General features: G+C 64.1%; 20 protein-coding genes. 11 read left to right on the top strand and 9 right to left on the bottom strand.

Annotated features, from left to right (window positions below; translation table 11 throughout):
- The first annotated feature begins 4 nt into the window (after window positions 1-4).
- The 3 genes from ACR9ZC_RS17335 (at window position 5) to ACR9ZC_RS17325 (ending at window position 2798) form a co-directional block, all read left to right on the top strand.
- On the top strand, window positions 5-1003 hold the full coding sequence (locus ACR9ZC_RS17335; RefSeq protein WP_481581242.1) for a 2-hydroxyacid dehydrogenase: 999 nt from the start codon (window positions 5-7) through the stop codon (window positions 1001-1003).
- 287 nt (window positions 1004-1290) lie between these two features.
- A complete protein-coding gene (locus ACR9ZC_RS17330) occupies window positions 1291-2343 on the top strand; it encodes a LacI family DNA-binding transcriptional regulator (protein WP_481581241.1) in 1053 nt (350 codons plus the stop codon).
- 89 nt (window positions 2344-2432) lie between these two features.
- Complete coding sequence (locus ACR9ZC_RS17325) at window positions 2433-2798, top strand: DUF3022 domain-containing protein (RefSeq protein WP_481581240.1); 366 nt, start codon at window positions 2433-2435, stop codon at window positions 2796-2798.
- 37 nt (window positions 2799-2835) lie between these two features.
- Here the strand turns inward: ACR9ZC_RS17325 and ACR9ZC_RS17320 are convergent, their stop codons facing one another.
- Window positions 2836-3270 carry a PGDYG domain-containing protein gene (locus ACR9ZC_RS17320; RefSeq protein ID WP_331569691.1) on the bottom strand — a complete coding sequence of 145 codons (435 nt, stop codon included), beginning with the start codon at window positions 3268-3270 and terminating at the stop codon, window positions 2836-2838.
- A 73-nt stretch (window positions 3271-3343) separates the two neighbouring features.
- Window positions 3344-3832: a Spy/CpxP family protein refolding chaperone gene (locus tag ACR9ZC_RS17315; RefSeq protein WP_481581239.1), complete on the bottom strand. Its 489-nt coding sequence runs from the start codon at window positions 3830-3832 to the stop codon at window positions 3344-3346.
- A gap of 205 nt (window positions 3833-4037) precedes the next feature.
- Between ACR9ZC_RS17315 and ACR9ZC_RS17310 the strand changes: the two genes are divergently transcribed.
- Both ACR9ZC_RS17310 and ACR9ZC_RS17305 read left to right on the top strand, forming a co-directional pair.
- Window positions 4038-4499: an Lrp/AsnC family transcriptional regulator gene (locus ACR9ZC_RS17310; protein WP_331569687.1), complete on the top strand. Its 462-nt coding sequence runs from the start codon at window positions 4038-4040 to the stop codon at window positions 4497-4499.
- Between the two features lie 184 nt (window positions 4500-4683).
- The gene (locus ACR9ZC_RS17305) at window positions 4684-5787 is read left to right on the top strand and encodes a saccharopine dehydrogenase family protein (protein ID WP_481581238.1); all 1104 of its coding nucleotides are present in this window, start codon (window positions 4684-4686) and stop codon (window positions 5785-5787) included.
- A 37-nt stretch (window positions 5788-5824) separates the two neighbouring features.
- On the opposite strand, the gene ACR9ZC_RS17300 is transcribed toward ACR9ZC_RS17305, so the two are convergent.
- A complete protein-coding gene (locus ACR9ZC_RS17300) occupies window positions 5825-6421 on the bottom strand; it encodes a P-loop nucleotide/nucleoside kinase family protein (protein ID WP_481581237.1) in 597 nt (198 codons plus the stop codon).
- Between the two features lie 120 nt (window positions 6422-6541).
- On the opposite strand from ACR9ZC_RS17300, the gene ACR9ZC_RS17295 reads away from it, so the two are divergent.
- The gene (locus ACR9ZC_RS17295; protein ID WP_481581236.1) at window positions 6542-7099 is read left to right on the top strand and encodes a cupin domain-containing protein; all 558 of its coding nucleotides are present in this window, start codon (window positions 6542-6544) and stop codon (window positions 7097-7099) included.
- 16 nt (window positions 7100-7115) lie between these two features.
- On the opposite strand, the gene ACR9ZC_RS17290 is transcribed toward ACR9ZC_RS17295, so the two are convergent.
- A complete protein-coding gene (locus ACR9ZC_RS17290; RefSeq protein WP_331569679.1) occupies window positions 7116-7412 on the bottom strand; it encodes a YciI-like protein in 297 nt (98 codons plus the stop codon).
- Between the two features lie 156 nt (window positions 7413-7568).
- Window positions 7569-7757 (bottom strand): hypothetical protein, encoded by a 189-nt coding sequence (locus ACR9ZC_RS17285; protein ID WP_481581235.1) that lies wholly within the window; start codon window positions 7755-7757, stop codon window positions 7569-7571.
- A gap of 252 nt (window positions 7758-8009) precedes the next feature.
- On the opposite strand from ACR9ZC_RS17285, the gene acs reads away from it, so the two are divergent.
- Together acs and ACR9ZC_RS17275 are read left to right on the top strand one after the other, a co-directional pair.
- Entirely contained in the window at window positions 8010-9992 is a 1983-nt protein-coding gene (gene acs, locus ACR9ZC_RS17280; RefSeq protein ID WP_481581234.1) for an acetate--CoA ligase, read from the top strand.
- 577 nt (window positions 9993-10569) lie between these two features.
- On the top strand, window positions 10570-12699 hold the full coding sequence (locus ACR9ZC_RS17275; RefSeq protein WP_481582698.1) for a glycoside hydrolase family 3 C-terminal domain-containing protein: 2130 nt from the start codon (window positions 10570-10572) through the stop codon (window positions 12697-12699).
- Between the two features lie 138 nt (window positions 12700-12837).
- On the opposite strand, the gene ACR9ZC_RS17270 is transcribed toward ACR9ZC_RS17275, so the two are convergent.
- The 3 genes from ACR9ZC_RS17270 to ACR9ZC_RS17260 form a co-directional block, all read right to left on the bottom strand.
- Window positions 12838-14085: an MFS transporter gene (locus ACR9ZC_RS17270; RefSeq protein WP_481581233.1), complete on the bottom strand. Its 1248-nt coding sequence runs from the start codon at window positions 14083-14085 to the stop codon at window positions 12838-12840.
- 129 nt (window positions 14086-14214) lie between these two features.
- Window positions 14215-15669 carry a carbohydrate porin gene (locus ACR9ZC_RS17265; protein WP_481581232.1) on the bottom strand — a complete coding sequence of 485 codons (1455 nt, stop codon included), beginning with the start codon at window positions 15667-15669 and terminating at the stop codon, window positions 14215-14217.
- 274 nt (window positions 15670-15943) lie between these two features.
- On the bottom strand, window positions 15944-16066 hold the full coding sequence (locus tag ACR9ZC_RS17260; RefSeq protein ID WP_481581231.1) for a hypothetical protein: 123 nt from the start codon (window positions 16064-16066) through the stop codon (window positions 15944-15946).
- Between the two features lie 72 nt (window positions 16067-16138).
- Between ACR9ZC_RS17260 and ACR9ZC_RS17255 the strand changes: the two genes are divergently transcribed.
- Genes ACR9ZC_RS17255 through ACR9ZC_RS17245 form a run of 3 tightly spaced genes read left to right on the top strand, consistent with a single transcriptional unit; the run spans window position 16139 to window position 19047 of the window.
- Entirely contained in the window at window positions 16139-17281 is a 1143-nt protein-coding gene (locus ACR9ZC_RS17255; RefSeq protein ID WP_481581230.1) for an NAD(P)/FAD-dependent oxidoreductase, read from the top strand.
- A gap of 7 nt (window positions 17282-17288) precedes the next feature.
- Window positions 17289-17633 carry a (2Fe-2S)-binding protein gene (locus ACR9ZC_RS17250; RefSeq protein WP_481581229.1) on the top strand — a complete coding sequence of 115 codons (345 nt, stop codon included), beginning with the start codon at window positions 17289-17291 and terminating at the stop codon, window positions 17631-17633.
- Window positions 17623-19047, top strand: coding sequence for an FAD-dependent oxidoreductase (locus ACR9ZC_RS17245; protein ID WP_481581228.1), 1425 nt, complete (start codon window positions 17623-17625; stop codon window positions 19045-19047). The genes ACR9ZC_RS17250 and ACR9ZC_RS17245 overlap by 11 nt, the downstream gene beginning before the upstream one ends.
- A gap of 46 nt (window positions 19048-19093) precedes the next feature.
- Here ACR9ZC_RS17245 and ACR9ZC_RS17240 read toward each other — a convergent pair whose 3' ends face one another.
- Window positions 19094-19750, bottom strand: a complete 657-nt coding sequence (locus ACR9ZC_RS17240; RefSeq protein WP_481581227.1) for an aspartate/glutamate racemase family protein — start codon at window positions 19748-19750, stop codon at window positions 19094-19096.
- Window positions 19751-19760: the final 10 nt, after the last annotated feature.

Below are 19760 nucleotides of genomic sequence, written 5' to 3'. Positions count from 1 at the left end.
ACCGATGAAACCTCGTGTCGTCGTTTATAAGCCATTGCCTGCGGATGTGCTCGCCAGGTTGCGCGAGCGCGCCGAGGTCGAACTCTTCGATCCAGCCGCGTTTGCGAGCGCCGAGGCGCGCGCCTCGGCGCTCGCGGACGCGCTGGCTGCCGCCGACGGCGCCGTGGGTGCAAGCGTGCCGATCACGCCCGCAATGCTCGAGGGCGCGAAGCGGCTGCGCGTGTTGTCCACGATCTCAGTCGGCATCGACCACTTCGATGTGCCCGATCTGAACCGGCGCGGCATCGTCCTTGCGCATACGCCCGACGTGCTGACCGAGTCGACGGCCGATACCGTATTCGCGCTGATTCTTGCGACGGCACGACGCGTCGTCGAACTCGCGGAGTGGGTCAAGGCCGGACACTGGCGCGGTAGCGTCGGGCCGCAGCAATACGGCGTCGAGGTCCAGGGGAAGACGGTCGGCATCGTCGGGCTCGGGCGCATCGGCTCGGCTGTCGCACGCCGCGCTGCGCTCGGTTTCAATATGCGCGTGCTTTATGCCAATCGGCATCCCAACCAGGCGGCCGAGCAGGCATTCGGTGCGCGCCGCGCGGAACTCGATACGCTGCTGGGCGAGGCGGATTTCGTTTGTCTGCAAACGCCGCTCACAGCTGAAACGGAGGGGCTCATCGGTGCGCGAGAGCTCGCCGCCATGAAGCGCAGTGCAATTCTTATCAACGCATCGCGTGGGCCCATCGTCGACGAACGCGCGTTGATCGAGGCACTACGGAACGGCACGATCGCCGGTGCCGGGCTCGACGTCTTCGAGCACGAACCGCTCGCCGCGGACTCGCCGCTGTTGCGCATGCCGCAGGTCGTCGCGCTGCCGCACATCGGCTCGGCTACACACGAGACGCGCCACGCGATGGCTTCCTGCGCGGTACAAAATCTTCTCGATGCGCTCGACGGCAAACTCGTCGGTAACGTTGCCAACCGCGAGGTTCTTGGGCGGCAAGTGCGATGAGATGCGAACGCACCTCCTAGATTGCGTAGGTGAATCGGCGGCGTGACGGGTGGTGCGGCGTGCCTTGCTGCGCTATGATGCGGCCACCGTACGAGTCGGGAAGCGCGCCACGGCGCGCTTTTTTTGCGACGCGAGGCAGCGCGTCGGATGCCGCGCCGCAGCGGCACCCGCGCCAGTCCTACGCAGAGCACTGACTCGTCCCTTTGGCGATCGCCACTGTTTCCCACGAGGAGATTTTCGTTGGCACTTGCATTCGAGCACGCATTTCGCGGAGGAGAGGACGCGCGATGAACGTTCGGCCTTCTGGGGTACCGCGTCGCGCGACGATCAGCGATGTCGCGCGCGAAGCCGGCACGGGCAAGACCAGCGTCTCGCGATTCCTGAACGGCGAGACGAATGTCCTCTCCGCCGAGTTGCGCTCACGTATCGAAACCGCGATCAAGCGCCTCGACTATCGGCCCAACCAGATGGCGCGCGGGCTGAAACGCGGGCGCAATCGGCTGATCGGCATGCTCGTCGCCGATATCACGAATCCTTACACCGTCGAGGTGTTGCGCGGCGTCGAGGCCGCGTGTCACGCACTCGGACTGATGCCGCTCGTATGTAACGCGGCAAACGAACTCGAGATGGAGCGGCGCTACGTACAGTTGATGACGACATATCGCGTCGAAGGCGTGATCGTCAACGCGCTCGGTGTCAGCGAAGAGACGCTACAGCCGATTCACGCCGAAGGCACGCCGGCAGTGCTCGTCGATCGTACCGTCGAAGGGGTCGCGGCCGATATGGTCGGCCTCGACAACGATGCCGCGGTGCGCCTGGGCATGCAGCATCTGTTCGAGCAGGGTTTCGACGATATCTGCTTTGTCGTCCAGCCCTATGAGCGCATCAGCTCGCGCCGCCTGCGCGAAGCAGCGTTCAGGGCCGCACTCGCGCAAGCGAAGCACCCCGTCATGGGACGTACGATCGTGGCCGACCTCGGCGATACGCACGCGGTGAATCGAGCCTATGCCGAGATCGATGCGCATCTGGCCGACGCTTCGGCCGAAGGGCGCAAGCGAGTGGCCTTGTTCGCGGCCAATGGCCCGGTTGCGCTTTCCTTGGCGCTGCATCTGCATGCGCGCTACGGCGTACACTGGCAAGAGCACGCAGCGCTGATTGCGATCGACGATTCGGAGTGGGCCGAGCTCGTCGGCGTCACGACGATCCGTCAGCCGACTTATGCGATCGGCTACCGGGCCGTCGAGTTTTTACATGAGCGCATAGAAGGTGGGACCGATCCGGTACGCGAAGCGATGCTGCCGGGCGAACTGATCGCGCGGTCGTCCACCGGGCCACTGTGACCGGTATGGCAGGTTCGCCGCGCGCGGCGAGCTTCAGGGCATCCGCAGGCGCATACGCGTCGTCGACATGAAAGAGAGAGTGCCCAACGATGGAAGCTTATCGCTACGAATGTGCGAACGCGCACTTGGAAGCGCTCGCGCGCGTCATCAGCGACCTCTTTCCCGAGCAGACAGTGTTTTCGGATCGGCCGGCGGAGAGCGGCACGCCCGGACTTGCCGTTCAATGGGTCGCGATGCGCTTCGGGGCGACCGCGCGGCGCATGACGTTGACCGTCCGTCTCTCCGCGCCCGCCTATGCGCGCTACGTAGCACTGCCGGCGCGGATGCGCTCGCGCAGTTTTGCGGTCCTGCGCGCCTATGTCGAAGCGGCGCTGGGCTCGCTGGAAGAGCAGTATGCCAACGGTGAGGCCGTGCCACGCGAGGTCGATATCGAATTGGGAGACGAATTCGCATGAGCCGCGGCCATGATGGACACGCCGTGGGAACGGCTCGTCAATCGGCTCGACGGTAGACGGCCGCGAAACGTTGAGCCTTCACGACGCCGTAGTCACCGGGCGCGTACTGCATGAGCCAATCTCCAGCGGCACCGGTGAGCGTGTCGCCATTGGCCGTGCGCGCGATCGAAAACGGTTGCGTCATTCGCTTCGCGAGCACGACGACCGGCCGATTGCGGTAGGCACCCGCTTCACCGTGGGCGACGCCCGCGGCGGCAGGGAGATATTTGGCATCGAAGCGCGCGCGCTCGACGACCCATCTGGCGCCGCCCGTTCCGGTGACGAGCGCGTCGCCGGGCTCGTAACGATTGGGGCCTTCGAGGCTCATCAACGTGCCGGGGCTCTGCGCGAAGGCAACACTGACGGTCTCGTCCTTCACGTATCGATCCGCGGCGGGATCGCGGCTCAAATCGACATCTTTCAGTTCGTTCATCGAAGCGGCGTCAAGACAAAGGCGTGAGCGTAGCCCGAAGCCGGCCATCGCGCACGCCTTTTCAGCGCAAGCGCTATTGCTGCGAAGGCTTCGGCATTTTCGGGATGGGCGCGCCGCGGTGCTTGTGCCGGCCCATATTCTCCCGGAAGGTGGTATCGGCCAGCTTCTTCTGTTCTGCCGAGAGGCTCGAGTAAAGCGGCTCGAATGCCGCCGCGAGCTTCTTCGCGCCATCGGCATGCGCCTGCGTGAGCTGTGCGTATTCGTGCATGTTGTCCAGCGCCGTCTCGGATTCGATGCCCTTCATGCGCTGCTCGTACAGCTTACCCATCGTCTCGCCGTCCTCGCGCATGGCATCGGCGAATGCCTTCCACTGCGTCTCCTGCGCGGGCGTGATCTTCAACTGACCGTGCAGATAGGCGATACGCTGCTCGATACGAGCTTCGTGCTTTTCGGCGGGCGTGGCGGGCGAGGAGGCCGCCGACGCAGGCGCCTGTGAGGCGGTTTGCGCGAACGCCCCGTTGACCGCGAGCGCGCACGCGAGGATGACAAACGTTTTTTTCATTGGAACTCCTTCGTTCGTTCGAACAAACAGCCGGCGCGCAGTGAGGTGCGCCAAGCAAAGTCGATTTGTACCACTGTGCTGCGGCGTTCGTCCGCCTTGAGACATGCGCTTACAAATGAAACCGCCCGGTAAGCTCACCCGTGAGCAAGCGCGATGAGCGATAATGCGGCGCTTGTCATTCAGCCGGGCGCCCCGCCTTTCATCGATGAGACCGCCACGCCTCGATCAACTCGACGAACTCGACCGCAACCTGGTGGCATTGCTACAGGCCAACGCGCGCGAGAGCGTCGCCAATCTGGCCCGCCGTCTCGGCGTGGCCCGTACCACGGTCCTGGCTCGCATCGAGCGGCTCGAGCGCACGCAGGTCATCGCCGGCTATGGCGTACGGCTCGGACAGGACGTTCTGGACGCCAGCATCAATGCCTATGTCGGCATCATTCTCGCGCCGAAGTACGGTCCGGACGTTCAAAAGCGGCTCGCGAAGATGCCGGAAGTGCAATTGCTCTGCGCCGTCAGCGGCGAATACGACTACGTCGCATGGCTGCGAGCCGATTCCCCCGAGCGGCTCAACGAGTTGCTCGACCAGATCGGCGCGCTGGAAGGCGTCGAACGCACGACGACCTCGATCATCCTCGCTCGAAAAATCGATCGCGGCACGCTCACGTAGGCGCGTTTCGTCGAAGTGTCGGTTGGAGTCGTCTTTTCGACGAAACCGGCCGCAGCCCACGGCACTTTGCGCCTGTTTTCCGGTTTTGCGCATCCTTAAACTGTTTTGAAGCGCTGACTGCGCTCGCCTTGTCCCGCGCGGCGGGAAGGGCGCACCCACCAAACAGAACGCCAAGGAGAAGCGCATGAAAGTAGCCATCGTCGGAGCAGGTCTCATCGGCCACACCATCGCCCGCATGCTGCGGGGAACCGGCGATTACGAAGTGGCCGCGTTCGATCGCGATCCAGTCGTACTCGAAAAGCTCGCGGCGCAAGGCATCTGCACGTACCGCGTCGACTCGGCCGATGCAAATGCGCTCAAGACCGCTTTGAACGGATTCGACGCACTCGTCAACGCATTGCCGTATTACCTTGCCGTCAACGTGGCTGCGGCGGCCAAGGCGGCCGGCGTTCATTACTTCGATTTGACCGAGGACGTGCGGGCGACCCATGCGATCCGCAGCCTGGCCGATGGTGCCGCGCACGCGTTCATGCCGCAATGCGGTCTCGCGCCGGGGTTCATCGGCATCGCCGCTCACGAACTGGCAAACCGCTTTTCGCAGGTTCGCGACGTGAAGATGCGTGTCGGCGCGCTGCCGCAGTTTCCCACCAACGCGCTCAAATACAATCTGACCTGGAGTGTCGACGGGCTCATCAACGAATACTGCCAACCTTGCGAAGCGATCCGCGACTCGCGTAAGCAATGGGTGCAGCCGCTCGAAGGGCTCGAGCACTTCTCGCTCGACGGCACCGAGTACGAGGCATTCAATACCTCGGGCGGCCTGGGTACGCTGTGCGAGACGCTCTCGGGCCGTGTCGAGACGCTCGATTACAAGTCCGTGCGCTATCCCGGGCATCGAGACCTCATGCAGTTTCTGCTCGAGGACATGCGGCTTGCCAGCGACCGCGATACGCTCAAATCGATGATGCGGCGCGCGGTACCGTCCACTGCGCAAGACGTCGTGCTCATTTTCGTCACCGTCACCGGTATGCGCGACGGGCAGCTCGTGCAGGAAGTGTTCACGCGCAAGGTTTTCGCAAAGCATGTCTGCGGCGTGGCGATGAGCGCGATCGAAATCACCACTGCGGGCGCTATGTGCGCGGTCCTCGATCTTTTCCGCGAGAACAGGCTGCCGCGCAGCGGGTTCATTCGGCAGGAGCAGGTATCGATGCGCGAATTTCTCGCGAACCGCTTCGGGCGTCTCTACGATGGCGCGACGTTGGAAGCGGAAGCGGCCGTGTCCGTCTGAGCGCGCGGCGAACACTGGGCTCGAGGGGAAGGCATGTTCAAGCCAGGGGATCCGGGGCGGCAACGATAGCCCGGAGCAGGGCGTCGAAATCGGTCTGCCGGGGCGACGTATTGTCGAACATGATCAGCCCCTCGCGCGCGGCGCCATCGGGTACGAAGCGGCGCTGCCGATACTCGTCCCAGTGCGCGAGCTTATAAGCATCGTTGGGATTGCGTCGTCCCACGATGCGGGCGTGCGCCGTGTCCTCCGACGTCGATACCCAGACGATGCGAATGACGACGTCATCGCCGATGCCGAGCCAGCTGCGATCGAACAGGCGCCGATCGCGGACTTCGCGGGAAAGCGGGCCGATCACCACCGTGCTGATGCCCAGTTCGAGGTTTTCCCGCGCGGTATCGAGCAGTCCGCGATACTCCGGGTCTCGCAGATGGTGAAGATAGAGCGGGCTGTCGCGATCGTTCGGATCGCCGGTCAGTGCCCGCATGGCCGCCGCGCTGTAGCCGCCGTAAAGCGTGTCTTTGTCGAGCAGGCAAAACGCTTCGCCCGTCTCGCGCATGAGGGGGCCGATCAGGCGTTTGGCAATCGTGGTCTTGCCGGTGCCCGAATGACCGCAGAAGAAAACGAGGTGCGTCACGGATCGATGTCCTTCGAAGTCGACGCGCTCAAGTGTAGCGGTTCGGCTGGCTGTAGCAACGGCGCATTCGCGGCTAAACTGCGTCGCTGTTCCCACCATTTCCGACAGGAGAGGCTACCGATGAGCGTATCGAACGCCGCCGCGCGCGCATTGATCGATCGGCTCGGGCTTGCGCCGCACCCGGAGGGAGGCTATTACCGGGAAACCCACCGCGATGGCGCCCGCGTCGTGCGGTTGGCTTCCGCGGCCAGAGCAAACGCGGCGCAGGGGCCCGTACGCGCCGCATCGACTGCCATCTATTACCTGCTTTGCGATGGCGCCTATTCCGCGTGGCATCGCATCGATGCCGACGAGGTGTGGCATTTTTACGCAGGCGATCCGCTCGATATCCACATGATCGACGAGGCAGGTGTTTTGACGACGCGACGGCTTGCTGACGCCCTCAGCCACGAAGGCTCCGCCTATCAGGTGGTGGTGCCCGCGGGCTGTTGGTTCGCGGCTGAGTGCGTGCCGACGGACAACGATGCAAGCTTCGCACTGGTGGGATGTACTGTGGCACCAGGCTTCGAGTTTTCCGCGTTCGAACTCGCCGACACGCTAGTGCTTCTCGCGCGCTATCCCCAACACGCCGCGCTGTTGCGCCGACTCGGCCCGGGCGCAAGCGCGCGGCGCGGCTGAAGCCGGATAGGCAGGCTCAGCGGATCGGGTTGTCGGCACCTTCGCCGACGACGGTCGTCCACGGCCTGATTTTCCAGCCGGTGACGATGTGCTCCCGTACATAGGGGTCGTTGCGCGCAAAGGCGTCGACAGTCTCGGCATCCTTGCATTGAAACAGCAAGATCGATTGATCCACCGGATCGGCGAGCGCCCCGCCCAGCAGGAGCTCGCCGCGTTCGACGGCCTGCCATGCATGTTTCAGGTGCTCGTTTCGAAAAAGCGGGCGCCGTTCGAGATAGTCGGGCGCAAGTTCGTAAAACAACAGGTAGTGCATGGCGATTCTCCCGTGAAAGGACTTCGGTCGCGAGATCGCCATCTTAGCAGCGCAGCCGCGGAGGGGCCGCGTGGCCATGCCCCTGCAGGGCGAGGGCAGGCTGCATGGCACATCGGCTCGCCCGCGACTGCCGTTCGGCGGCGGGCGGCCGCACTGTCAGCCCTCATCCTTGCGGGTCGCGGGATCGACTTCGCTGAGATCGTCTTTGCGGACCTCGGCCTCGCGGACCGTCGTTCCTTCGCTATCGGTCTCGGAAACGTCAGTTGTAAACGTCTTGTCGCTGCCCTGCTTTTCGTCCGATTGGGACGGCTGCTGGCCGGGGTTTTGCTGCTGCTGGTTGGCCATGAGACACCTCCTGTGAAGACACCGGCGATGCCGTTGCGGCATGCGCCGTTCTCGCAGTCGAGCAAGCCGCGTGCATGCCTGTCCGGGTATGCCCGCATAAACGGGGCCGAGTAAGTTTTGGGTAAGAGAAGAGCGGTAGCGTAGGGAATCGAGGCCGCACGCGAAAGCCGGGCTCGAGCGGATGCTTGCACACCCGAAAGCAACTCGGCGCGTCGTTCCGATGCTCGCGTGCTCAACCCTATGGAGGAGACAGTGAGTGTCATCGAATCGGTCCTGCGCGAGGGCCGCATCTACGAGCCCAGCGCTCAAACAGTTGCCAATGCGTCGATTCCCGGAATGGACGCGTACCGCGCGCTGATGGAGCACGCGGAGCACGACTACGAAGGATTCTGGGCGAAGCTCGCTCGCGAGACGTTGTCGTGGCACAAGCCGTTCACGAAGGTGCTCGACGAATCGAATGCGCCGTTTTACACCTGGTATGAAGACGGCGAGCTGAATGCGTCGTACAACTGTCTGGATCGGCAAATCGAGCTCGGCAACGCGGAGAAAACGGCGATCGTGTTCGAAGCCGACGACGGTACGGTGACGAACGTGACCTACCGCGAGCTGCTGCAGCGCGTGTGCCAGCTGGCCAACGCATTGAAGGCGCGCGGCATCGAAAAGGGCGACCGCGTCGTGATCTACATGCCGATGTCGGTCGAAGGCGTGGTGGCGATGCAGGCGTGCGCGCGCATCGGTGCGACGCACTCGGTGGTGTTCGGCGGGTTCTCGTCGAAGTCGCTCAACGAGCGGCTCGTCGATGTGGGCGCGGTGGCGCTGATCACGGCCGACGAGCAGATGCGTGGGGGCAAGGCGCTGCCGCTGAAAAACATCGCGGACGAGGCGCTGGCGATGGGCGGGTGCGAGGCGGTGAAAAGCGTGATCGTGTACCGGCGCACGGGCGGCGCGGTGCAGTGGCAGGCCGGTCGCGATCTGTGGCTGCACGAGATCACGCAGGGCGAGGCGCCCACGTGCGAGCCCGAGTGGGTGAGCGCGGAGCATCCGCTGTTCGTGCTGTACACGTCGGGCTCGACGGGCAAGCCCAAGGGCGTGCAGCACAGCACCGGGGGCTACTTGCTGTGGGCCGCGCAGACGATGAAGTGGACGTTCGATCTGAAGCCGCAGGACGTGTTCTGGTGCACGGCCGATATCGGCTGGGTGACGGGGCACACGTACATCGCCTACGGGCCGCTGGCGTGCGGCGCGACGCAGGTGATGTTCGAAGGCATCCCGACGTACCCGGACGGCGGGCGGTTCTGGGACATGATCGCGCGGCACAAGGTCAGCATTTTCTACACGGCGCCCACGGCGATCCGCTCGCTGATCAAGCTGGCCGAAGCCAACGCGGCGGTGCATCCGAAGCGCTACGACTTGTCGTCGCTGCGCGTGATCGGCACGGTGGGCGAGCCGATCAACCCCGAGGCGTGGGTCTGGTACTACGAGAACGTGGGCGCTGCGCGCTGTCCGATCGTCGATACGTGGTGGCAAACGGAGACGGGCGGGCACATGATCACGCCGCTGCCGGGGGCCACGCCGCTGGTGCCGGGCTCGTGCACGCTGCCGCTGCCGGGGATCATGGCGGCGATCGTCGACGAGACGGGGCAGGACGTGCCGAACGGGCAGGGCGGCATCCTGGTGGTCAAGCGGCCGTGGCCGGCGATGATCCGCACGATCTGGGGCGATCCGGAGCGCTACAAGAAGAGCTACTTTCCGGAGGAGCTGGGCGGGCGGCTGTATCTGGCGGGCGATGGGTCGGTGCGCGACAAGGCGACGGGCTACTTCACGATCATGGGCCGCATCGACGACGTGCTGAACGTGTCGGGGCACCGGCTGGGGACGATGGAGATCGAATCGGCGCTGGTGGCCAATCCGCAGGTGGCCGAAGCGGCGGTGGTGGGGCGTCCGGACGACACGACGGGCGAAGCGGTGGTGGCGTTCGTGGTGCTCAAGCGCACGCGCCCTGAAGGCGAGGAGGCTTTGAAGCTGGCCAACGAGCTGCGCGCGTGGGTGGGCAAGGAGATCGGCCCGATCGCCAAGCCCAAGGAGATCCGTTTCGGGGAGAACCTGCCGAAGACGCGCTCGGGCAAGATCATGCGGCGCTTGCTGCGCTCGCTGGCCAAGGGCGAGGCGATCACGCAGGACGTCTCCACGCTCGAAAACCCCGCCATTCTCGAACAGCTCGCCGAGGTGCGTTGACGTTCGTCGCGGCGCGGCCTCGACGCCCATCGGCGTCGGTCCCGCGCTGCGCTCTAAACAGACCGTGCCGCTCGGCACGGTCGACAGTCGTTCAGCGGCACCCTCCCTATACAGTACCGATACAGACGCTTGGATAATCCTCTGTACGGGCAACGTCGCAATCCTTCCATTTCATGCAAACCCAGCGGGCGTGCAGCCTACAGCCGAAGCGCCCTCGGCGACCTCCGCGGATGCTCGGCTACGGGAAAGTACTGATACTGTAGTGAGCCTGTAGTCAGACTACTTCCATAAGATCGGTAGTCATGGAGTCTTGCTACGCATAACGCGTCGATGGTACCGGTCCCCGCCCTACGAAGCGACGGGGCCGCTCCCACCATCGCAAAGCGGCCTCCACCCTGCATCAAGGTTGCCGGTGCCTGCTGGGGCGCGGAGCCGTCGTCTGGAATCCAGTGAGATCCGGTGTTGTTGTCGAGCATTACAACCCACATTCATGGAGAGACACATGCAGGTCAATCGTTGGCCAATGGCATTGGTGTTGGCGGCCGCATTCGCGAGCGCTCACGCGAGCGAGAGCGATATGGCTTTCAACCCCGCACCGTCGTCGTTCACTCCCGGTATGGATTTCGCCGCGCATCGGCGCGCCGATATGCTCGTGAGGCAAATGACGCTGGACGAGAAACTGCAGTTGATCCACTCGAAATATCAGATGAGCGATGTTCCGGGCGGAGGAGCCGGCTTCATTCAGGGGGTGCCGCGTCTCGGCATTCCCGATTTGAACATGGTCGATTCGGCTACGGGCTCGGGCAGCACGTCCCAGCCGAGCACGACGTTCCCGGCAACCATCGGGCTCGCCGCTAGCTGGGACCGGCACCTCTCGTACGATTTCGGGGCGCGCATCGCTTCGCAACTGCGTGCGCAAGGCTTTGGCATGGGCCTGGGCGGCGGCACCAATCTCGCGCGTGAGCCACGCGGCGGGCGTCTTTTCGAGTATCTCGGCGAAGATCCGGTCCTTGCCGGCGAGATGTTGGCGGCGCGAACCGTCGGCACCCAGAACCAGAAGGTGATCGCCACCATCAAGCACTATGTCGGCAACGAGCAGGAAACCGGCCGCATGGGCGGCAACAGCCAGATCGACGAGCGTACTCTGCGCGAACTGTATCTGCTGCCCTTCGAAATCGCCGCGCGCACAGCGCGGCCCGGCAGCGTGATGTGCAGCTACAACCGCGTCAACGGAACCTACTCTTGCGAAAACCCGCATGTGCTGACCGATGTTCTCAAGCACGACTGGGGCTTCGAAGGCCAGGTGCAGTCCGATTGGGGCGCGGCTCACAGCACGGCGGCCTCGATCAACGCCGGCCTGGATGAAGAGGAAGATGTCGGGCCAACGGTCTATCTGACGCCCGATGCAGTCAAGCAGGCGCTGGCGAATCACCAGATTTCCCAAGCGCGGCTCGACGACATGGTGCGTCGCAAGCTCTACGTGATGATTCGCACCGGCGTATTCGACGATCCGCCGAAGCCGGCGCCGATCGATTTCGCTGCGGGCCGGGCATTCGCCCAATCCGCGGAGGAGCGATCGATGGTGCTGCTCAAGAACGACAACGCACAATTGCCGCTAACGGCCGCGGCGTTGCAGCGGATCGCCGTGATCGGCGGACACGCCGACGCCGCCGTTCTCACGGGCGGCGGTTCGGGCAACACGCGCGATCCTGTGTCAGGCAATTTCGCGGGTTGCGGCGGGTTGACGTTCGGCTCGGCGACGGGTTGCAGTTGGTGGACCAACCCGTGGCTCAAGCTCGACGTGCCGATCGTCAAGGCCATTCAGGCGCTGGCGCCCGCGGCGCAAGTCCGCTTCGCCGGCAACAGCGATCAGACGCAGCCGTTCAGGGCCTACACGCAGGAAGAGATCGATCGCGCCGTTGCGCTCGCGCGGCAATCCGATGTGGCGATCGTCGTGGTGACGCAGTCGTCGGGCGAAGACTTCGGCGAACTCACGAGCCTGGCGCTCGCCAATCCGTCGAATCAGGATCAACTGGTCGAAGCCGTGGCACAGGCGAACCCGCATACGATCGTCATCGTCGAAAGCGGGAATCCGGTCCTGATGCCATGGAAGGACAGTGTTTCCGCGATCATCGAAGCCTGGTTCCCGGGCGAGGGTGGGGGACAGGCCATTGCCAACGTGTTGTTCGGCAAAGTCAATCCGTCCGGCAAGCTGCCCGTCACGTTCCCTGCGCACGACCAGGATACGCCGACGTGGGGCACCGATGGCACGCTGCCGAAAGACCCCGTCTATGCTGAAAAGCTGAACATGGGCTATCGCTGGTATGACGCGAAGAATATCGCTCCGCTCTTCGAGTTCGGTCATGGCCTGTCCTATACGCACTTCAGCTACTCCGACCTCGACGTCCGGCCCGGACCGGATCATTCGATGACGGCAAGCTTCACCGTCAAGAACGACGGCAAGATGGCAGGCGCCGAAGTGCCGCAGGTCTACCTGGGCGTCAACTACAGCGGTGAGCCGCCGAAACGCCTCGTCGGCTGGCAGAAGGTCTACCTCAATCCGGGTGAGGCACGACATGTCCGCGTCTCTATCCCCGCACGCTTCCAAAGCGTCTGGGACACGGCGAGCAATGGCTGGAAGTTCGTGCCGGGTAGCGCGGTTTATGTCGGTGCGTCGTCTCGCGATATTCGCCTGCAACGCCGGTGATCGATGCGGTATCCCCCGCGTCGCCTCGAGGGGCGGCGCGGGGCTCGCGCGGCAGCGAGCGTTGCGGCTCGTCGCGGCTCGTCGCGCGATCCATCGATTCGCCTATGCGCTAGGGCCTGTTCACGCTAATTACAGGCCCTAGGCGCCCGCCCCGGGCAGCGAGACGAGCTTCGCGGCTTGGGAGCGCAAGATGACGTAAGCCTGAACGACGAATGCAAGCACCGCCACGATGAGGCAGGGTTTCGCGCCGAAGGGGCCGCCGAGCATGGCGCCGATCAACGCGCCGAGCGGGCGCGCGCCGTACGTCGCGGTGCTGATCAGCGCCGACACGCGTCCCAGCATCGTTTCGGGCGTGATCGCCTGGCGCAGCGTCGTCGAGCTGATGACCCACAGGATGGGGCCCATACCGAGCTGGAAGTAAGCCGCCGCCGCAAGCCACGGTGAAGGAACGATCAGCGTTGCGCACAACGTCAGAGAGGCAGCAAGCCCGCAAAGCGGTCCGACGACGATGATCTGCCCGAAGCGCAGCGACGCTGCGATGCGTGGTGCGGTCAGCGCGCCCGCAATCATCCCCGCGCCGTAAGCGGCCAGCGTGGCACCCACTCCTGCCGGCGACAGGCCAAGATAGCGGCTCGCGTAAGGTACGTAGACGGCCTGGATCGTGAAGAATCCGACGTTGAAGAAGATTGCCGTGAGCGCGATCGCGCGCAGCAGCGGATTGCCTGCGACGAATGCAGCACCTTCGCGAAGATCGGCCGCGAAGTGTCGGCGCGTGGGTGCCGTGCGTGACGGTTCGTCGATGCCGATCAGCAGCGCAGCGGCCAATGTGGAGAGCATCGCGGCGACGATAAATGCTGCGGATGCGCCGATGGTTCCCACCAGCAGTCCACCCAGTGCTGGCCCTGCGGCATACGCGACGCTGCGAGCAAGTTCCGTTCGACTGTTCGCCGCGGCCCAGGCTGGCCGTTCTACCAAGGTGGTAATCAGCGAAGGTGCGGCGACATTGTAGGCGACGGTGCCGCACGCACCGACGAAGCCGCAGATCGCGAGCAGCAGTAGTGAGAGCTTGCCGGTCGCGAGCGCGGCGAGCACGACGAGCAGGGCTGCCGCGCGCAAACTCTCCGCGCCCGCCATGAGTTGCCTGCGCGATCTCTGGTCCGCCCAGACACCGAGCAACATGGAAAGCAGCAAGAACGGCAGTGTTTGGGCGGTCTGCAGCCAGCCGGTTTGCCCAGCCCCCGCACCGAGGGCGAAGACCGCAACAAGGGGCGTCGCTGCGAGACCGATCTGCTCGGCCGACTGAGCGGCCAGGTTGGACCATGCAAGCCGATGAAAAGCAGGCGAAAGACGGGTGGTGGGAGATTCGGAAGCGGTGCGTACGGACATTTTGTGATCTCCGGCTATCGAGTCGAGTCACACTGATGTTCGCTGTCGCCGCTCGTATCTACGAGCCGATTCTTGCTCTCCCATCCACTCGAGGTCGATCACACGCGAAGGGCACGTGCGCCGCCGCAATCAGAAGGTGATCGTCGCACGCGCGCCGACGACGAACGTATTGCGCAATGGGCGCGCCGGGTCTTTCGGATTCTGGCCTGCGCCTGCGTTGAACGTGTACTGGGCGTCGGCGGCCAGCATCCACCATGGCGTGACCTGATACTGGTAGGTCGCCTCGACAGTCGTTTCGCGCGTGCGCACGCCGTAGGGGCCGCCGCCGAATGCAAGCTGATCGCGGTCCAGCGACGTGACATGGTTGCCGACCTGGATATAGGTGACGGCAAGGCCGACGCTATCGTTGTCCCGACCCTGGAACGGGGCCTTCAGCACGATGCCGGCATTGGCCGCGAAGCTCACGAGATTTCGATCCCCCGGGGCGCCCATTACGCGCGCGAAAACGCCGAGGCTCTTCGGGCCCGAGGGGTCCGGGCGCCAAATCATTTGATCGGCGACGGCATAGAAACTGTAGTCGCCGTGATGCGACTGCGCGATACCCGTCGAGGCGGGATTGGCGAGCGACAATCCGTCGACGCCCATGCGCTGATCGGCGAAGCGGCCGTTGTGATACCAGACGCCGATCTTGTACGTACCGGGCAGGCCGCCGGAGTGTCTGGTGTTCGCTTCGCCCTCTGAAGGCGGATTCAGCGCGTACTGCAACTCGCCGATGTAAAGGGCGCCGTTGTGCAGATTGAAGTTCGTACCGCTGAGGTTGTTGGGATTGTTGCCGAGGGGATCGCCATCGAATACGCCCGCCAACGCGGTGACGGACGGTGCCAGTTGCGCGCGCACCCGCACGCCGAGTGCGGCGAGCGGATAGGCGGGGCCGCCGTTGGGCAGATCGTACGAGGGCAGTGCGGGCCAGCCGAACATCGTATTGATGAACGTATTGGCATACGTGCTGCCCATGAATTCCTGATCCAGGCTTTGCTGGCCGATCTTCACGTCGACACGCTTGTCGAGGAACGACTGCTGGTACCACAGCTCCCACAGACGCGTCGCGGCCTGCGCTTCGATGCCGCTTGCGGTGTTGAGCGTGCCGAGGTTCGAGCTGCTCAGATTGCGGCCGTGAATCTGCAGCGCACTGGCGTTGAATGTGCCGCCCGGTAAGCCGATCGCTTTTTGCGTATCGACCGACAGAGTCATCGTTGTCAGACCGTCGTACGCGCCACCTCGATTTAGCCCGCCGCGGAGATTCGCGAGGTATTCGCTGGTCTCGGTGATCTGCAGCGTTGCTCCGTACTTGCCGAGCCACGGACGGATTCCGCCCATATCGCCAAGCAGCGTATCGCGGTTCCAGATATCTGCGGGTTGCGCCTGAGCGGTGGCATCGGTTTGCGGGACTTTCGACTCCGTATCGGCTTGGGTTTGGGCGAATGCGCTTGCGCTTGCAAGCCATGCGTAGACAGCGACAGCGGCGCACGTCGCTGGGCGCGCGCGGTAACAGGTGCGCGCTCCTCGGCGCGACGCTAATTTCATCTTGTTGTCCTGCATCTTTTGATCGAAGTATCGAGGTGAATAGGTCCGGTACGTATGCGGCTTAATCGCAATGCGGGAGATCGTAGAGGTTGTGAATTGCAAAGTCAATGAAAACGAGAATTATTCTCATCGCCGGTTTCATGTGGCGAGCGTTGTCAAAGCTAGATCCAAGTTTTCGTCCGCACCTTCCATCCGACATTAGAACTTTGCTCTTACATACAAGCCAAAGGTTGATAATTCGCGTTATGTCAAATCAAGGATGGGCATCCGTCCATCACGTAGCGTTGCCCCGTCCCGGATCGTCGATCGCGAAATCGCGCTCGCGCCGCGTCTGGAAAGCCGCGTTCGGAAAGTGTTGAAAGTAAGCCGAAAACACATCGGAACTGCTGAATTTCACTTCGTTTCCCGCAAAAGCTAATGCGTCGAGGGATATACCATTTCGGTTGAGTACCCTGACTGGAGACGCCGGATGAAGCAATCTGCTTCCACCCGCCCCGACGTACTGGTAGTCGGCGCAGGACTGGTCGGCTCCGCCGTCGCTTATGGGCTTGCGCGCGAAGGTGCGAAAGTAACCGTGCTCGACCAGGGCGACGATGCTTTCCGTGCATCACGCGGCAATTTCGGACTCGTGTGGATCCAGGGCAAGGGCTATGGCCTAACGCCATATACGCGCTGGTCACGCGATTCCGCAGCGCGCTGGCCAACGCTTGCGGCGACGCTCGCGGACGAGACGGGCGTTGACGTCGCCCTGCGCCAGCCCGGCGGGTTTCACTTCTGTTTTTCCGAGGATGAGCTGGCGGCACGCGAAACGCGCCTCTCGACGCTGCGGCGCGAAATGGACGGCGACTACCCCTATCAGCTACTCGACGCGCGCGAAGTCCGCGAGCGACTACCTGCGGTTGGGCCAGCGGTGCTCGGTGCGAGCTATACGCCGATGGACGGCCATGTGAATCCCTTGAAACTGCTGCGGGCGCTGCATGCCGGCATGCAGCAGCGCGGAGTCACGCTGGTGAGCGGCGAAAACGTGTCACGCATCGCGCCAAACGGCGCAGGTTTTACGGTGCACGGTGTTCGCGGTACCTGGCGCGCAGACAAGGTCGTGCTCTCGGCGGGACTCGGCAATCGAGCGCTCGCGCCACAGGTAGGACTTCACGCACCCGTTGAGCCGAACCGCGGACAGATACTCGTCAGCGAGCGTGTCGCGCCGTTTCTGCATCACCCCACGCTGAATGTGCGGCAAACTGATGAAGGCACCGTGCAGTTCGGCGATTCCATGGAAGAGGCAGGCTTCGACGACTTCACGACAACCCGCGTACTCGCCGACATCGCGCGGCGCGGCGTGCGCACGTTCCCGTTCCTGAAGGACGTGCGGCTCGTGCGAATGTGGGCCGCCCTGCGCGTCTATAGTCCGGACGGTTTTCCGATCTATGACGAGTCGCCCCGCTATCCCGGCGCGTTCGTCGTGACGTGTCACAGCGGCGTGACGTTGGCCGCCGCCCATGCGACGCGCATCGCGCCGTGGATCGCCGGCGCGCCGATTCCGGAAGAACTGCCTGCATTTTCGGGCAATCGCTTCAGCCTCGCCAGCGCCATTCCGGTTCCAGCTCACTGATCGCGCCATGACATCCAAACCGTTATTCAAGACTTTGTCCGACGCTGATGCGCCAGTCCGCATCTGGTTCAACGAGCGATCGATGCACGTACCCGGCGGCCGCTCCGTGGCGGCTGCGCTGCTGACGGCAGGAGTCTCGCGGTTTCGTGCAACGCCCGTCGGCGCTTCGCCCCGCGGGCCCTACTGCATGATGGGCGCGTGCTTCGACTGCCTCGTGGAAATCGATGGCGTGCCGAGCCGGCAGAGCTGCACGGTTACGGTACGCGACGGCATGCGCGTCCGCTCTCAGGAGGGCGCACGTGAACTGCCGCCTGTCGTCGCCCAATCGCCGGAGCACGTTCGTGAGCGTTGAAAACGTTGCTGAACCCGCCCACGAACCGGTCGATGTCGATGTCGTGGTCGTGGGCGCAGGCCCGGCGGGGCTCGCGGCCGCCGCGCGCGCGGCGAGCGCGGGACTTTCGGTCGTGCTGCTCGATGAACAGGACGCCGTCGGCGGCCAGATCTATCGTGCCATCAGCCATGCCGACGCCCGTCGCACGGACATTCTCGGTCCCGATTACGCGGCAGGCGCAGCCATTGCCGACGCGTTCGCCCGCTCGGGCGCACACCACGTCGCCGATGCATCCGTGTGGCACGTGACCCGGGAGCGCTGTGTCCATTATCTGAAGGACGGCAAGGTCGGCAGCTTTCAGGCGCAGCGCATCATTCTCGCGACCGGTGCATTGGAACGCCCGTTCCCGATTCCGGGCTGGACATTGCCGGGCGTGTTGACGGCGGGCGCCGCGCAGATCCTGTTGAAGAGCGCGGGTGAAGTGCCGGCGCAGCCGCCCGTGCTGGTCGGCTGCGGCCCCCTGGTCTATTTGCTCGGCTGGCAATACACGCGCGCTGGCGTGCCGATTCGCGCGCTCGTCGATACGACGCGCCACGAGGACCGCTGGCGCGCGAAGCGCTACATCCTATCGGCTCTGCGCGCGTGGCCTATGCTCAGCAAGGGCCTGCAGCTGATCCGCACGCTGCGCGAAGCTGGCGTGCCGATCCATGAAGCGGCCGACGATCTACGCATCGAAGCGAAGACGGATGAAGACGGCGTCGAGCGCGCCGCCGCGCTCAGTTTCACAACGCACGGGCGCGAGCATCGCATCGACGCTAACCTATTCCTGCTGCATCAGGGCGTCGTGCCGAACATTCAGTTCCCCCTTTCGTTGCGTGCGCAACATCGTTGGGACGCGGCGCAGCTGTGCTTCGCGCCGGTTGCCGATGTCTGGGGCGAACTCGACGTGCCCGGCATCTTCATCGCTGGGGATGGCGGCGGCATTATCGGCGCGCAGGCGGCGGCCGTCCAGGGCGCCCTCGCCGGGCTCGCTGTGGCCGAGCAGCTCGGCGCGATCGACCGGTCGACACGCGATCGCGAAGCGTCGATCCATCGCCGCAAGCTCGCTGACCTGAAGCGCATCCGCCCTTTTCTCGACAGCCTGTACCGGCCGCGCGACACAAACCGTATTCCGGCCGACGACGTCATAGTCTGTCGCTGCGAAGAAGTCACCGCGGGTGAAGTGCGCGGTTTCGTTTCCCTGGGTTGCCAGGGCCCCAATCAGGCGAAATCGTTCGGGCGCTGCGGGATGGGACCTTGCCAGGGGCGCATGTGCGGGCTGACGGTAACCGAAATCATCGCGCACGCACGCAACGTCGCACCCGAGACGGTCGGCTACTACCGCATCCGCCCCCCGATCAAACCGGTCACCCTCGGTGAACTGGCGGGCGACTGAGACCAGCGCCGCGTGTCGGGCGCATTGTTGTGTGTGTGTTGTGTGATTACGTCGTTCCAAGCGCGCGTTTGAGCGCAGCCACACCGCTGCGTGGACTGGAGAGCACTGGAACCCGCACCCCCGTCAATTGCGGTACGAGCCGCGCCATCGAAACCTGTGCCAGCACGACGACGTCGACCTGCTCTGCCAGCGTCGAGATAGTGCGCTTCAGAATGTCATCGTGTCGGGCGCCATCCCCGCTGACGAGCGCCTCGAACGCACCCTCTGCAATCCGCTCGGTCACTTCAACCGTACGACCGAGTTCGTCCGCCTTCTTTTTGACCAGTCGAACGGTGGGTTCGAGCGTAGTCGATACCGTTGCGACCACCCCAATGCGATGACCGACCGAGCTCGCCTCTTCTGCCATCGCCTCATCGATTTTCACGATCGGGGTGGTGACGAAGTGGCGCACCGAGTCGACAGCTTCGCCTACGGACGAGCAGGCGTTCAGGATGATATCGACGTGCATCGCCTGCGCATTGGCCATGTACGAATGGATCCGGCTGGCAACTTCCGGAGTCAGGTGGCCAGCTGCTCGCACGTCGGCGAGCAGGCTATCGTCGACGATGTTGATGACACGCGCCTCAGGGAGTTGCTCGCTGATTTGCTCTTTGATCGGCTGGACCGTGACCAGTCCCGTATGAACCACGGCAATCGTCGTCATAGGTTGATTC

This window comes from Trinickia sp. HAY1-2D (assembly GCF_056754935.1).
Note: the sequence above shows the minus strand (reverse complement) of the source record. Positions and strands in the feature narration are given on the sequence as shown.